The organism is Streptomyces bacillaris (assembly GCF_003268675.1).
GTDB lineage: Bacteria > Actinomycetota > Actinomycetes > Streptomycetales > Streptomycetaceae > Streptomyces > Streptomyces bacillaris.
This window is the reverse complement of record NZ_CP029378.1, coordinates 5147963-5161431: the sequence shown is the minus strand read 5'-3', so window position 1 is coordinate 5161431 and position 13469 is coordinate 5147963. Positions and strand designations below refer to the sequence as shown.

Genomic DNA, 13469 nt, shown 5'->3' with positions numbered 1-13469 from the left:
ACACTGCCGAAGGTACTATTCCTCAAGTTTCACCTTTCCGTACTGTCCCGTCACGACCGCCGCCTGGTTTCTGAGGCTGTCGGTGTCCCGGTCCCAGTATTCGCTATGCCCTTCCGAGGTTCCCGTGGTCATCTGGTTCGCTCCGAAGACCTCGTCGCTGGGGATGAGGGCAACGCCTCCACCGAGTCGCCACTGGCTGCCGCCGTGCCCGAAACGCCCGAGGTCGGGCACCGGGTCACCCTTGGCTTCCTCGTTCCAGACATGGCCCTCGGGCACGTCCATCTGCGATGCCTCACCGACCTGCACCCCGGGACTCCCCGCGAACACCACGTCATCCGCGTTCAACTCGCCCTGGCGGGCCGCGGAACCGATCAACGTCGTGCCGTAGGAATGACCGATCGCCGTGTGATGGCCTCCGGAATCGGTGGTGTTGGCCACGTCGAGGCCATCCATGAAATTATTGAATGCCGGGGCTCCGTCATCGGCATAGTGCCGGAAAGGAGCATCCTTGACCACGCTCTGCGGAGCGTCGTACCCCAGCCAGGTGATCGTGGACACCTCTTTGCCCCCGGCCATCGCATCGGATTCTCGCCAGAGATTGGTCATGCGTTCCACGTCACCACCGATCCCGCCAAGGTTCGATGTGGTACCAGGAACATACACAGCGGTGTGGTCAGCGGTATCGGGGTTCCCGTTGGCGACGATCGCACGGCCGTTCTTCTCCGTATCGAAACCCAGGAGGTAGGCGGGCGGCAGCCCGTTCTCACCCGTTGCGTCGAAGCGGTCCTCGATCGCCTGCATCCCCGCCATCGAGCTGTCGGCACGTTCCTTCCGCTCGCCGTACTTCTCGTTCCACTTGCTCCAGCTCGCGTTCTGGACGACGGCCGGGTAAGTACCGCTGGGGTTGGGGGAATACCGGGTCGGCTCGGGTGGGATCCTGTCGAGCTCCAGTTGCACCTGCGCCTTGGCCTGTGCCAGTACCGTGCGGTTGGCCTCGTCACGGATCTCGGCCGGCAGGCCGTCCAACGCGCCTACCGAGGCGGCGTTCAGAGCGAGGTGGGCGGACTGTTCCTCCGGGCTGAGCCCCTTCCACCAGGACGCGTTCTCCTTCGGAGTGGCGCCCTTCGGGACTTCCGGCAGCGAGTCGCGGTAGTCCTTGCCCGCCGCGCGGACGCCGTCCGTGTCCGAGTGCACGTCCGCCCAGTCGCGATCGGAGACCGTCAGGTCGTCGTCGGCCTTCAGCGCGCGCAGCTTGGGCGCCCACTTCGCGTCCGCCTCCGTGGCCTCGTTCAGGGCGTCGGCGATCCGGTTGGCGTACGCCACTGCCCTGCCGTAGTGCGGGTTCGGGTGGATGTTCACCGCCTGGCGCTCCACCGCGTCGGAAGTCGGGCTGCCTCCGGCGCTCCCCGACACCGTGCCGCCCTGGGCGGGCTTCTCGGCGCCGGGCTTCGAGCCGGCCGGGTACGAGACGGATCCGTTCGGGTTCACCGTGCAGCCGGCGGCCCCGGCGTCCTCGATCGCCGCGTCCAACTTCCGCTTGGCCGCTGCCATGTCGAATGCGAAACCGTTCAGCGCTGTGCTCACCAGGCCGCACTCGGTCTGCGCATAGTGGAAGTTTTGCGACAGACCCTTGAGCGCCAGCAGGGCGGCCTCCGCAGCCTCGCCCTCCAGCTGGTTGCGGACTCCGGAGCTGATCCGGTTGTCGATCGCGTCCTTGGCCGTACTGGCGGTCTCCGCAGTGGCGCGGTAGCCATCGGCAGCCTCCTCGTACTCCGAGGGCTTGAAGGCTCTCAGCGTCGAAAGGTCCATGACCGCGGTCACCTCCCCCTGGCCTGGCCGCCGACAGCCTCGGTGTCCTTGTATTTCACCTCGAGCTTCTCGATGTCGGCCTTGACTTCTTGGTCGGACTTCGACAGATCATGGCCCGCCTGCTGCAATAGTCCGCCCAAGGCTGCACAGCGATCGCTCACGTCACCGACGTACTTCTTCCAGGAATCGTAGAGTTCCTTCTGCGCGACCGCGCTCCGGCACCCGCCGGTGTCACCCAACCCTGCCTGCCCGTCAGCGAGTTTCACCAACGCCTTGCCCACGCCGGTCTTCAGGCCGGTGACGCTTTCGCCTGCCTTCACCCATGCCTTCTTGTCCGACTTCATGTCGCCCGAAGCCGAGTCCGCCCAGGTGCCGTCCTCTGATGGGGCCTGGTTCAGCTGCATCTGCGCAGACCCACCGGCCGCCGCGTCAGCTTTGAGCTGTTCCCACTCGTCCCATGCCATGCGTGTGACTCTCCCCGTTTCCCCGTTTTGCCCGCGCCACTGCCTTCCGGTGCCACGGGCCGAGCCGACATGATCTCCGGCTGCGGTGGACGGAATCAAACGGGAGGGGCGAAAACCAGAACGGGGCCTGCGCGGGTGAGCAGGGCATCGCCGGGGCTCGCTGCGGTAATCGCCCCGACGGGCGGGCACGCGAATCCGGCCTCGGCCGTCGAGGCCGGCCCGGCGGCCCTCAACTCTCCGTAGCAGTAGGCCCCACCACGGCCGTCTCCGCGTTGCGGCGGGTTTTGGCCCAGCCTGTTCGGCCGCGGGCGAGGCGTACGGAGCCTCGGGCGGAGACGATGAAGAGGTGGTAGGCGTACAGCCACAGGGTGATGCCCCACAGCACTCCGGCGGCGCGTGAGCGGTTCGGGGCGAACTCCCGGCGGTAGACCGGGCCCCAGAGCAGGAACGGCACGATCGACAGGGTGCCGAGCGCCAGGGCCAGGGGCCAGGCGGCGAACAGGACGGTGCCGGCGGCGAGGCCTGTGGCGAGCACGGAGAGGAGCACCACGGTCAGGACGAGGACCGTGAGGTGGGCGAGCGGCTGGACGAAGGTGTACAGCGACTCCAGGACGCCTCGGGCCCGGTAGTGGCGGGAGCCGATGATGCGGGTCGCGTACCGCACGCACTGGATGTTGCCCTGGGCCCAGCGGGTGCGCTGGGTCAGGAAGCGCCGGGTGTAGGGCAGCGCCTCCTGCGTGACCCAGGTGTCAGCGATGTGGGTGACCCGGTAGCCGGCCAGGCGCATGTGCAGGCCCAGTTCGTAGTCCTCGAGGAGCGCGTCCTGCTTCCAGGGGCGGCGCTCGGCGGCGGCGATCCGGTCGAGCGCGGAGAGGCGGGTGAACTGGCCGTTGCCGCCGAGGCCGACCGAACCGGTCCGGCACCGCAGCAGCTGCATCCCCGTGTTCGACACGGCGAACTCCGCGTCCTGCATCCGGATCAGCAGCCGCGCATACGCGTTGACGGCCCGGCCGCGGTCGGGACGCGGGCGCTCGTCGTCCACGTTCCGCATCCGTACGCCGATCTGTACGCCGCCCGTCTCCGGGTCACCGAAGCCGTCCGGGCCGCTCACATACGCCAGGGCGTCCGGCGACAGCCTGCCGTCGGCGTCCACCACGCAGACGATGACCCGGGACCGGTCCGCGTCCTCCCCCAGCTCCGCGTCGAGCGCCTCATAGGCGGCGTTCAGCGCCGCGCCCTTCCCGATCCGGGCCTCGGGGCGTCGCCGTGTGACCAGCCTGATCCGGGCGTCCTCCCCCGCGAGGGCCGCGACGATCTCCCCCGTACGGTCATCGCTCGCGTCGTCGATGACCCAGACGTACGAGGCCGGGAAGTCGCCCCGCAACCGGTCGACCGTGGTCGCGATGACGGCCTCCTCGTCCCGGCACGGCACGAAGAAGTGCCAGTCCCAGGCCGCGGCGTCCCCCTGCTCGGCGGGCCGGCGCCTGGCGTACGCGTGCCGGGAGCCCGCCCAGTAGACGAGGAAGCCGCCGAGCAGGAGGAAGGGGAAGACGTAGAGGAAGAGGTGGGGGGCCAACTAGGACTCCAGGGCAGGCAGGGGGGTGAGGATGAGGGTGGGGACGTGGAGGTGTGAGGTGTGGGGGCGAGCCGGCGGTGAGAGGGGTGAAGGCCCCAGAGGGGGTGGTGTGGAGGGAGCGCCCCGGGGTGCTCCCCCGCGTACGCCTCCTCGCCCTCAAGCCGCCGTCGTCAGCTCCTGAGCGGCGGCCGGGGCCGGGACAGGGGAAGGGGAAGGGGAAGGGGCGGGAACGGGAGCGTGCGGCGGCGCCGGTAGGCGGGTGATCAGGTCCACGATGCGGCGGGAGGCGGTGCCGTCGCCGTACGGGCTGGGCAGGGTCGCCAGACGGCGGAGGCCCTGGGCGCCCTCGGCCAGGCGGTTGCGGGCGGCGGTGCCGATGGCGGGCCCCGGCTCCACCAGGTCCGCGAAGTCGGTGAAGGCCTCGGGGCGCTCGGTGGAGCGGCGGACCACCACCAGGGGGCGGCCGAGGACGGTGGTCTCCTCCTGGATGCCGCCGGAGTCCGAGACCAGGAGCGCGGCGTGCCGGGCCAGGGCGAGGAACGTGCCGTAGCCCGTCGGGGCGAGCACCCTCATCCCGTCCAGGAGCGGGCCCAGGCCGGCGGCCTCGATCCGGGTGCGGGTGCGCGGGTGGAGAGGGAGGACCACGGGGAGGGTGCGGCCGAGCGCGGCCAGCTCGCGCAGGACGGTGGCCAGGACGGCGGAGTCGTCGGTGTTCTCCGGGCGGTGGACGGTGGCCAGGACGTACGCGTCCGGGGTCAGGCCCAGGCCGTCGAGGAGGCGGGTCCGCTCGGCCTGCGGGGGCAGGTGCTCGTGGACCGCCTCCACCACCGTGTTGCCGGTGACCTCGATCCGGTGGTCCGGGACGCCCTCGGCGAGGAGCAGCGCCCGGTTCTCCGGGGTCGCCGCGCACAGGACGTCCGCCAGCCGGTCGATGACCACCCGGTTGTGCTCCTCGGGCATCGCGCGGTCGTGGCTGCGCAGCCCCGCCTCGACGTGGATGAGCGGGATCGAGCGGGCGTTCGCGGCGAGCGCGCCGGAGAGGGCCGCGTTGGTGTCCCCCTGCACGATCACGGCGCCCGGTCGCTCGGTGGCGAACCGTTCGTCCAGGGCGGTGAGGGCAGCGGCCACCTGGACGGCCCGGGGCTGCCCGCCGACGCCGGTCAGATACTCCGGCTCGGGCAGCCCCAGCTCGTCCAGGAAGTTGCCGGAGAGCGTGTCGTCGTAGTGCTGGCCGGTGTGGATGACCCGGGCGGCCGGGCCGAGCAGCCGGATGGGTTCGGCGAGCTTGACCAGCTCGGGGCGGGTTCCGAGGACGACGGCGACACGGCTGTCCGGTTGAGCGTTCATGTAGCTGAGCTTCATGGAACACGGTTGCCGGATCCGTTGCGTCTCGGTTGCCCGACGGTTGCTCCCGCTCGGTTCAGCCCGCTTCAGGACGTTTTTCCTGGGTATTCCGCCTCTGCCCGGCGGGATCTTCGTCCCGTTTCCGGTCGATTTCTTCTGCGGTGACGAAACGGTACCCCGCGCCCCGTACGGCCTCGATCGGGTCCGGTGCGTCCGGCCCGGCCGCCTCGCGCAGCTTCCGGCGCAGCCGCAGGACCCCGAACTTGACGCGGTCGCCGCCGATGGCCGTCCCGTCCTCCCACACCCGGATGAGGAGCTGCTGCGCCGTGACGACCCGGCCGCGGTTGCGTACGAGGAGCTGGAGCAGCCGGTACTCGATCTCGCTGAGCCGCGCCTCACCCCCGTACCAGACCGCCGCCCGCCGCTCGGGCACCAGCCGCAAATGCTCCCCGACCCGCTCACCGGCCCACTTCCGGTGCCCGGCCCGGCGCAGCAGCGCCTCGACGCGCGCCAGCAGCTCCTCGGGGTGGAAGGGCTTCACCAGATAGTCGTCGGCCCCCGCCCGCAGGGCCTTCACCCGGTGGTCGACGTCGTCCAGGCCGGAGACGACCAGGACCGGCAGATCGCTCAGGTCGCGGGCGCGGGTCAGGACCCGCCAGCCGTCCAGCTCGGGCACCAGCAGGTCCAGCAGCATCAGGTCGGGCCGTTCCGCGAACATCAGCCGCAGCGCCTCACGGCCGTCGGCGGCCGTCACCACCCGGTACCCGCCGCGCGTGAGGAGTTCCCGCAGCGCCAGTACGGAAGCGGGGTCGTCCTCCACGATCAGAAGCTTGGGCATCGTGCACCGCCACGCTCGGCCGTCCTCGGAGGGGCCCGGCCCGTACGCGGCCCATGACCCGCCTGCCTCCTCCCCAGTCAACCAGCAACGCCCCTCGGCCGCAGTGGCGTCCGGGCGGGGCGGTCGGAGGGGCGGGGCGGTCGGGGGGCGGCCGGGGCGCGCCCCCCGGGGCTAGGGATACGTCCCCGGGACAGGGGGAGATACGTCCCCCGGGACGGACGTCCCCCGTCCCGGGCGGGAACTCGCCGGTCCCGCACGGTTCCGCCCGGTCCCACCGTCCCGACTTTCCGTCTCTCTGCGCTGGTCACAGCCGTTTCCCGGGCCGGGACGTCCCTCCCGGCCCGGGATCCGTCGACCGGTACGCGACCGGTGCAGCAGACTCGTCGACGCCGCCAGGAAACCTCCCGGCACCACCCCGCCCCCCTTCTGCTTCCGCCTGCGCCGCGCTGCCCGTTTCCGGTGCGCGGCGGCGGGAGCGCATGTCCCGGGGCGGGTACTTCCCTTGATCGAAGGAGCAATCCCCATGACGGGTTCGAAGCTGAAGCAGCGCCTCACGGGTGCCGCCGGAGTCCTGGCCCTCACCGCCGGGCTGGGCGTGGCCGGTACGGCGCCCGCCCAGGCGGCTCCGAACGACTGCCCGTACCCCTACGTCTGCTTCTACCAGGGCAACAGCAAGACGGGGCAGTACAAGGACGTCACCTCCGGCTACCAGTCCGTCGGCAGGAGCAGCTCGGCGACGAGCATCTACAACAGCCGCAACGACGACGTGGTCTACGTCCGCTACAGCGACGGTCTCGTCGTGTGTGCCCCGCCCAAGAAGCAGCTCAACCTCTCGCGCTACCCGGCCAAGTCCATCACGGGCGTCCGCATCTCCTCGTCGCCCAAGTGCTGAGCACGTCCCCCGCCCCCGTACGCCCGGAGCACACCGGTGTCCGCCCGGAACACACCGGCTGAGGAGATCCGCCCATGCAGACAACGACCGCACCGCCCCGGAGAACCCGGCGCGGGACGAGGACCCTGGCCGTCGGGGTAGCCGCCGCCACCGCCCTGCTCGCCCTGCCTGTCCTCGGCGCCGCCCCGGCCGCCGCCGCCCTGCCCTCGTGTACGACGACGGACCGGGGGGCCATTCCCGCCGCCGGCCGCGACAACCACCAGTGCGTGCTGGGCTCCGGCAACCAGGGCGTCGCCGTGAAGGCCCTCCAGAAGTCGCTGCGCGACTGCAACAAGCAGTCCATCAGCGTGGACGGCTCCTACGGGCCCAAGACCCGCCAGGCCGTGATCAACGTCCAGCGGAAGGCCGGGCTCGCGCAGGACGGCGTCTACGGTCCGAAGACCGCGCGCGCGATGCTCTGGAGCTCCGGCCAGTCCTGCCGCACGTACCTTTCCATGCTGTGAGGATGACCATGAAGACGCTCACCCGCGTGGCCACGGCCGTGGCCGCTCTGCCGCTGCTGGCCGCAGCGACGCTGGCCTCCGCCGCTCCGGTCGCCGCGGCCCCCAAGGGCATCGCGGACTGCCCCTACCCCTACGTCTGCCTCTACAACGCGCAGACCAAGGAGAAGGTGGCACAGTTCAAGGACATCACGAGCGGCTACCAGCCCGTGAAGAACAACTCGTACTACGTGCGCAACACCCGCTACGACGACGTCGTGCACTTCCGGCACTTCAGCAGCTACGTCTGCATCGCGCCGCGCGTCTCCACCGACATCCCGGTCACCAACGGGATCAAGATCAGGTCGGAGGCGAAGTGCCGATGACCCGCCTCTCCTCCGCAACCGCCGTACGGGGGCCGGGTGTTATCGCCCTCGCCTGCGCGGCGCTGTTCGTCACCGCGGCTCCCGCCCCGGCCGCCACAAACCACACCTGCACGAAGCCCGCGTACCGCAAGACCAGCGTCAACTACGGTATCTACGCCGGTCAGTCGTGGGAGTGGAAGGCGCTCGTCGGAACGGGCCAGTCGGGCAACACCAAGGCGCGGGTCAAGGAGATCCAGTGCCTCCTGAAGTACACGCACAAGGTCGACCCCGGTGCCACGGACGGCCTCTGGGGTCCCCGGACCCGCGCCGCCGTGGTCACGTACCAGTCCGCGGCGCGCCTGCCCGCCGACGGCATCGTGGGCCCGCAGACCTGGCGGTCGCTGCGCGTGGGCGGCTACTACGTCCCGTGACCGTCCGCTGACACGGGGGTACGCCGGGAGGGCCTGCCGCACCGACGGGCGCGGCAGGCCCTCCCGGCCGCCTTCCACCTGCGGAGACATGCGATCCTGCCCTTCCACGAGTGGGAGGACAGCTACGTTGCCGAGGTCGAGGCCGAGACCGATCCGCTACGCCCCGGCGACCCGGCGGGGCACCATGATCGCCACACTCGCGGTCGCCGTGGCCGGAGTGTCGGCCTTCCACCGCGCCGTCCCCAACTCCCCCGGTCGGATGGGAAGTCTGGTCGAGTCCTTCCTCCCATGGACGGGGGCGGTCGTCGTCCTGCTGCTCGTCGCCGCCCTGGTGCGGCAGTCCGGGGTGGCGCTGGTGGCCCTGCTCCTGCCGGTGGCCATCTGGGTGCAGGAGTTCGGCGGGCTGTTGCTGCCCGCACCCGAACCCACTCCGGGTGGCCGGGAGTTGGTGGTCGTCCAGCACAACGTCAGCGACGAGAACCCGGACCCCGAGGGGACCGCCCGCGCGCTCGCCGCGTCCGGGGCCGATCTCATCGCGCTGGAGGAGCTGGTGGTGCCCGCGCTGTCGGCGTACGAGGACGTCCTCGGGGTGCGGTATCCGCACCACGCCGTCCACGGCACCGTCGGGCTGTGGTCGAAGTACCCGATCAGCGAAGACCAGTTGGCGGACATCAGACCGCGGGGCATCGAGGAGGGGTGGAGCCGCGGGCTGCGGGCCGTGGTGCGGACGCCGTACGGGGAGGTCGCGGCGTACGTCGCCCATCTGCCCTCCGTACGGATCGGGGCGGGCGGTCTCGCCTCGGCCCGGCGGGACGAGAGCGCCCGGGCGCTGGGGGCCCTCGTCCGGGACGAGAAGGTGCGCACCGTGATCCTCATGGGCGATCTCAACAGCACCGTCGACGACCGCGGACTTGCCGGTCTGACCTCGCAGTTGAACGTCGCGGAGCGCGGATTCGCCTTCAGTTTCCCCACCTCCTTTCCGGTGGCCCGGATCGACCAGGTCCTGGCCCGTTCCGCCACCGTCGGCCACATCCGTACGCTCCCCGCCACGGGCAGCGACCACCTGCCCGTCGCCGCCCGCGTCACCTTGGATGCCACGAGCCCCTAGGGCCTGTCGTCAAACTGCCGTCGTCGCCCGGAGGGCGGCCGTGCGGCGTCCGGTGCGTGCGATCGCAAGGCGCCGGGATGGTCTTGTAGCGGAGCTACCAGGGCATCTCGGCAACGCCGCGAGCGTGCGTGCCGGACGTCGCACGGCAGGCGGCAGTTTGACGACAGGCCCTAGAGCCTCTCGATCCCCCTCGAGCCCTCCCTCCTCTTCCCCGCCCTCAGGCCATCCGGCCCCGCAGAGCGACCACCACCCTCACCGTCACCGCCACGAAGCGCCGGCGGGGATCCGTACACGTCCCCTTCGCCTCGCCCCCACCGTTCGGACTTGCGGTTGCCGCTGCGTCAACTCCTACGGTCGTTCCCAGGGCCGGAGAGACCGGCCCGGCGATGGGAGGCACCGCGCATGTCCTGGTCGATCGCGGACGTGTGCCGCATGTCCGGGGTGACCTCGCGGACGCTGCGCCACTACGACCAGATCGGGCTGCTGCCGCCCGCGGGGATCGCGGGCAACGGGCACCGCCTGTACGGGGAGGCGGAACTGCTGCGGCTGCAGCAGATCCTGCTGATGCGGGAACTGGGCCTCGGGCTGCGCGAGATCCGGGCCGTGCTCGACAGCCAGGTCGACCGGGTAGCCGTCCTGCGCGAGCACCAGCGGCGGCTCCTCGGGGAGCGGGACCGGCTGGAGACGCTCGCCCGGACGGTCGGGCGGACCATCGCCGCACTGGAGGAAGACAGGGAGAACGACAGCATGGTGAAGATCAACAGGCCGGAGAACCTGTTCGCGGGGTTCGAGGGGTCGAAGGAGGCTCTGGCCGAGACCGGGACGGCCCTCGACGCCGAGGTACGGGAGCGGTGGCCCGAGGCGTGGGAGGAGTCCCGCGAGGCGAGGGCGGCGATGACCGACGAGGAGATGGAGGGGTGGCAGCGCGAGACGACGGCCCAGATGATCCGCTTCGCGGAGTTCATGGCGGCCGGCAAGCCGGTGGACCACCCGGCCGTGCAGGCCGAGCTGGACATCCACTACGCGAGCATCCGCCGGTTCTGGACCCCGAACGCGGCGGCGTACAAGGGGCTGGGCCAGACCTACGTCGACGACCCCCGGTTCCGGGAGAACTTCGACCGGATCGCGGAGGGGCTGGCCGCGTACCAGCGGGACGCGATGGTCGTCTACGCCGACACCCTGCTGAGCTGAGCTGACCTGCCCCAAGCCAAGCCGAGGCCGAGTGGGTTGAGGCAAGGCGAGGCGAAGGTGAGGTGAGACGAGGGGCTGCAGACCCTCGCTCGCCGCCCTCTTCCGGCCAATCCCGGCCCCCGCATCACCGTCCCACGTCCCGGAAATGTCCCACCCTCCGTCACATTTACGCAGGTAAAAAGCTTTTCTGCCCTGAGACGCCCCAAGCCTGGCAATGGGACGAAAATCCGCCACTAGCCTCCTGGTCACACGACCGCACCATCGGCGCAACGGGGGACACCCGCCCGGTGGAAGCGCCACCCATGGAGGAGAAAACGCATGCCGCGTTCGAACGCCCGCCGCCGTGCGGCCACTGTTGCCGCCGTCATCGGCCTCGCCCTGTCCAGCTCCATCCTGACCGCGCCCGCCGCGCAGGCAGCTCAAAGCTCACCTGGGAGAAGACCAGCTACAAGAAGGAGATCATGGACAGCGGAACCCGCGGCTTCCAGCTGCACCACGACCGGAGCAACATCGGCGCGATCAGGTGGTCCGCCGATCCACTCCTGGGTTCCTGGACCGGCGACTCCCTCTACGTCTGGGACAAGAAGAGCGACGGTTACTACATCGTGGGACCGGTCAAGCAGGTCTCGACCGGCAAGACCGTCATCGACATCAACACCAAGGGCAAGACGGCGCCTTCCGAGGCCAAGAAGACGAAGAACCTCAAGGAAGGCACCAAGATCAAGTTCCGCGCCTGCGTCAAGAAGGGCAGCACGAACCACGGCTGCACCAGCTGGTACTCCACCAAGGCCTGACGTCCGGCCCGGGCGGGACCGACCGGACCGGCTCCGCCCCAGCCTCGCCCCGCCCCCGAACCGGGTCGGGGGCGAGCCGCGTCCAGGGGGGGCACGCCAGCCTCGCCAGGAAAGAATTATTGCGCAATTAAATTTGCACATCTACGGTGAGCGCATGCGACCCCAGCGCGAGCCCGAGCAGATCACCGACCTCTCCCGGCTGAAGGCCTTCACCAATCCGCTGCGGATGCAGCTCTACCGGCTGCTGTACGCCGCCGGGACCGCGACCGCCTCCCAGCTCGCCGAGCAGGTCGACCAGGCCCCGTCGCTGGTCAGTTACCACCTGCGCAAGCTCGCGGAGCACGGCTTCGTGGCCGAGGCGAGCGGGCGCAGCACGGACGGCCGGGAGCGGTGGTGGCAGGTGGCGTCCGAGAAGGGGTGGGGCTTCCGCGACGCGGACTTCACCGACACGCCCGAAGGGGCCGCCGCCGTCGGTACGGTGCAGCGCGGGATCCTCGACAACCGCTCCGCCCAGTACCGCGCCTACCTCGACCAGAGCGCCGCCTGGGGTGCGGAATGGACCGATGCCGCCTTCAGCTCCGAGTGGATCATGGCCCTGACGCCTGCCGAACTCGCCGAGATGAGCGATGAGCTGGAGGTCGTCACGCGGCGGTGGCGGCAGCGCGGCAAGGAGGCCCGGGCGGCGGGCGACACCGACGGGCGCGAGCACGTGTCCGTGCATCTGTACGGGTTCCCGTTCCGGCCCTGAGACCGCCCGCCGCTGTCCCCGGCCCGCCCGCGCCGCCCCGAGGAGACTCCGTGTCCGCCGCAGAGACCGCCTTGCCCGTCGGCCCCACCGCGCCCCGGCCCGCCCACCGCGACACCAACGTCCTGCGCTGGCTCGCCGCGTACACCGCCTCCCTCATCGGGGACAGCGTCTACTTCGTCGCCCTCGCCTGGTCGGCCCAGAAGGTCGCGGGGCCCGGTGAGGTCGGGCTGGTCATGGCCGCGGGGGCGGTGCCGCGCGCGTTGCTCATGCTGGGTGGCGGTGTGGCCGCCGACCGGTTCGGGGTGCGCCGGATCGTGCTCGGCAGCGACGCCGTACGGTGCGTCCTCATCCTCGCCGTGGCGGCCGGGGTCGCGGTCACCGCGCCCTCGGTGTGGATCCTGGTGGCGCTGGCCCTCGCGTTCGGGGCCGTGGACGCGCTCTTCGTCCCCGCCGTCGGGGCGCTCCCGCCGCGCATCACCTCCGCGGACCAGCTGGCCCGCGTCACCGGGATGCGTACGTTGTCGATGCGGGTCAGCCAGGTCGCCGGGCCGCCCCTCGGCGGGCTGGCCATGGGGTTCGGAGGCGCGTCGGCCGCGTTCGCCGTCGCGGGAGTGCTGTTCGCCCTGTCGCTGCCGCTCCTGCTGACCGTACGGCTGCGGCCGTCGGCCGGTGCCCCGGACGTGGCTCACGCGTCGGCCCCGGTGGCACAGTCCCCCGGCAATGTCTGGCAGGACCTCCTCGGGGGCCTCCGGTACATCCGCCGCCATCACCTCATCGGGCCGCTCGTCGCGGTCATCGCCATCAGCGAGTTCGGGCTCACCGGGACCCTCAACGTCGGGATGGTGCTCCTCAACGGCGAGCGGGGCTGGGGGCCTTCGGGGTACGGGTGGATCGTCAGCGGGTTCGGGGCTGGCGCCACCGTCGGGGCCGTGCTGCTCACCGTCACCGGACGGCTCCCCCGGGCCGGGCTGACGCTCGCCGGGACACTGCTCGTGGGGTGCGCGGGTGCGGCGGCCGTCGCCCTGGTCCCGTCCCTGCCGTACGCCGTGGCGGTGTCCGCCGCCGTGGGGCTGTCCCTGGGTATCTGCGGCACCCTGGGCAACGCCCTTGTCCAGACGGCGGCGGACCCCGCCTACCTGGGGCGGGTCACCTCCGTCGTGATGCTCACCTCGCTGGGCCTGGCGCCGCTGAGCTATCCCGTGGTGGGGGCGGCCATCGGGGTGTGGGGAGCCGCCCCGGTCTTCGTGGGCTGCGGAGCCTTCGGGAGTCTGGGCGTGGCCGTCGCCCTGGGCTGCGGGGCGGTACGGAGGGGTGAGCTGCCACGCTCGCCGAAGGGGTGACACGGTCGCCCTTGCCCGTCGGCCCGGGCGGGGCCGACGGGGACCGGACCGGATGGCGGGGGCCGACGGGGGCCGTCCGGCCCGGCCCGG

The 13469-nt window shown here is 71.2% G+C and carries 14 protein-coding genes; 9 read left to right on the top strand and 5 right to left on the bottom strand.

Going from position 1 to position 13469, the window contains the following annotated elements:
* Positions 1–15: 15 nt before the first annotated feature.
* The 5 genes from DJ476_RS22460 to DJ476_RS22440 form a co-directional block, all read right to left on the bottom strand.
* Positions 16–1809: an alpha/beta hydrolase gene (locus tag DJ476_RS22460; protein WP_112492589.1), complete on the bottom strand. Its 1794-nt coding sequence runs from the start codon at positions 1807–1809 to the stop codon at positions 16–18.
* 8 nt (positions 1810–1817) lie between these two features.
* A complete protein-coding gene (locus DJ476_RS22455) occupies positions 1818–2273 on the bottom strand; it encodes a hypothetical protein (protein ID WP_112491379.1) in 456 nt (151 codons plus the stop codon).
* Positions 2274–2502: 229 nt separating this feature from the next.
* Positions 2503–3849 (bottom strand): glycosyltransferase family 2 protein, encoded by a 1347-nt coding sequence (locus DJ476_RS22450; RefSeq protein ID WP_112491378.1) that lies wholly within the window; start codon positions 3847–3849, stop codon positions 2503–2505.
* Positions 3850–4005: 156 nt separating this feature from the next.
* On the bottom strand, positions 4006–5196 hold the full coding sequence (gene wecB, locus DJ476_RS22445) for a non-hydrolyzing UDP-N-acetylglucosamine 2-epimerase (protein ID WP_167480398.1): 1191 nt from the start codon (positions 5194–5196) through the stop codon (positions 4006–4008).
* A gap of 73 nt (positions 5197–5269) precedes the next feature.
* Positions 5270–6031, bottom strand: a complete 762-nt coding sequence (locus tag DJ476_RS22440) for a response regulator transcription factor (RefSeq protein ID WP_112491376.1) — start codon at positions 6029–6031, stop codon at positions 5270–5272.
* A 523-nt stretch (positions 6032–6554) separates the two neighbouring features.
* Here DJ476_RS22440 and DJ476_RS22435 point away from each other — a divergent pair.
* The 9 genes from DJ476_RS22435 (at position 6555) to DJ476_RS22390 (ending at position 13379) form a co-directional block, all read left to right on the top strand.
* Positions 6555–6923: a hypothetical protein gene (locus DJ476_RS22435; protein ID WP_112491375.1), complete on the top strand. Its 369-nt coding sequence runs from the start codon at positions 6555–6557 to the stop codon at positions 6921–6923.
* Positions 6924–6997: 74 nt separating this feature from the next.
* Positions 6998–7426 carry a peptidoglycan-binding domain-containing protein gene (locus DJ476_RS22430; protein ID WP_103418192.1) on the top strand — a complete coding sequence of 143 codons (429 nt, stop codon included), beginning with the start codon at positions 6998–7000 and terminating at the stop codon, positions 7424–7426.
* Between the two features lie 2 nt (positions 7427–7428).
* Positions 7429–7788, top strand: coding sequence for a hypothetical protein (locus DJ476_RS22425; RefSeq protein WP_112491374.1), 360 nt, complete (start codon positions 7429–7431; stop codon positions 7786–7788).
* On the top strand, positions 7785–8198 hold the full coding sequence (locus DJ476_RS22420) for a peptidoglycan-binding domain-containing protein (protein ID WP_112491373.1): 414 nt from the start codon (positions 7785–7787) through the stop codon (positions 8196–8198). Before DJ476_RS22425 ends, DJ476_RS22420 begins: the two co-directional genes overlap by 4 nt.
* A 184-nt stretch (positions 8199–8382) precedes the next feature.
* Positions 8383–9306, top strand: coding sequence for an endonuclease/exonuclease/phosphatase family protein (locus DJ476_RS22415; protein ID WP_112491372.1), 924 nt, complete (start codon positions 8383–8385; stop codon positions 9304–9306).
* A 402-nt stretch (positions 9307–9708) separates the two neighbouring features.
* Complete coding sequence (locus tag DJ476_RS22405; protein ID WP_103418896.1) at positions 9709–10497, top strand: MerR family transcriptional regulator; 789 nt, start codon at positions 9709–9711, stop codon at positions 10495–10497.
* 461 nt (positions 10498–10958) lie between these two features.
* Positions 10959–11291 (top strand): hypothetical protein, encoded by a 333-nt coding sequence (locus DJ476_RS22400; RefSeq protein WP_318294767.1) that lies wholly within the window; start codon positions 10959–10961, stop codon positions 11289–11291.
* A gap of 154 nt (positions 11292–11445) precedes the next feature.
* Positions 11446–12039: an ArsR/SmtB family transcription factor gene (locus DJ476_RS22395; RefSeq protein WP_112492588.1), complete on the top strand. Its 594-nt coding sequence runs from the start codon at positions 11446–11448 to the stop codon at positions 12037–12039.
* A gap of 50 nt (positions 12040–12089) precedes the next feature.
* Positions 12090–13379 (top strand): MFS transporter, encoded by a 1290-nt coding sequence (locus DJ476_RS22390; RefSeq protein ID WP_112491371.1) that lies wholly within the window; start codon positions 12090–12092, stop codon positions 13377–13379.
* Positions 13380–13469 lie beyond the last annotated feature (90 nt).

Bases quoted from the DNA above. Each gene is read 5' to 3' on its own strand.
- DJ476_RS22460 (WP_112492589.1), bottom strand. From the start codon at position 1,809: ATGGACCTTTCGACGCTGAGAGCCTTCAAGCCCTCGGAGTACGAGGAG.
- DJ476_RS22400 (WP_318294767.1), top strand. From the start codon at position 10,959: ATGGACAGCGGAACCCGCGGCTTCCAGCTGCACCACGACCGGAGCAAC.
- wecB (WP_167480398.1), bottom strand. From the start codon at position 5,196: ATGAACGCTCAACCGGACAGCCGTGTCGCCGTCGTCCTCGGAACCCGC.
- DJ476_RS22440 (WP_112491376.1), bottom strand. From the start codon at position 6,031: ATGCCCAAGCTTCTGATCGTGGAGGACGACCCCGCTTCCGTACTGGCG.
- DJ476_RS22435 (WP_112491375.1), top strand. From the start codon at position 6,555: ATGACGGGTTCGAAGCTGAAGCAGCGCCTCACGGGTGCCGCCGGAGTC.
- DJ476_RS22415 (WP_112491372.1), top strand. From the start codon at position 8,383: ATGATCGCCACACTCGCGGTCGCCGTGGCCGGAGTGTCGGCCTTCCAC.
- DJ476_RS22455 (WP_112491379.1), bottom strand. From the start codon at position 2,273: ATGGCATGGGACGAGTGGGAACAGCTCAAAGCTGACGCGGCGGCCGGT.
- DJ476_RS22420 (WP_112491373.1), top strand. From the start codon at position 7,785: ATGACCCGCCTCTCCTCCGCAACCGCCGTACGGGGGCCGGGTGTTATC.
- DJ476_RS22405 (WP_103418896.1), top strand. From the start codon at position 9,709: ATGTCCTGGTCGATCGCGGACGTGTGCCGCATGTCCGGGGTGACCTCG.
- DJ476_RS22430 (WP_103418192.1), top strand. From the start codon at position 6,998: ATGCAGACAACGACCGCACCGCCCCGGAGAACCCGGCGCGGGACGAGG.
- DJ476_RS22425 (WP_112491374.1), top strand. From the start codon at position 7,429: ATGACCATGAAGACGCTCACCCGCGTGGCCACGGCCGTGGCCGCTCTG.
- DJ476_RS22395 (WP_112492588.1), top strand. From the start codon at position 11,446: ATGCGACCCCAGCGCGAGCCCGAGCAGATCACCGACCTCTCCCGGCTG.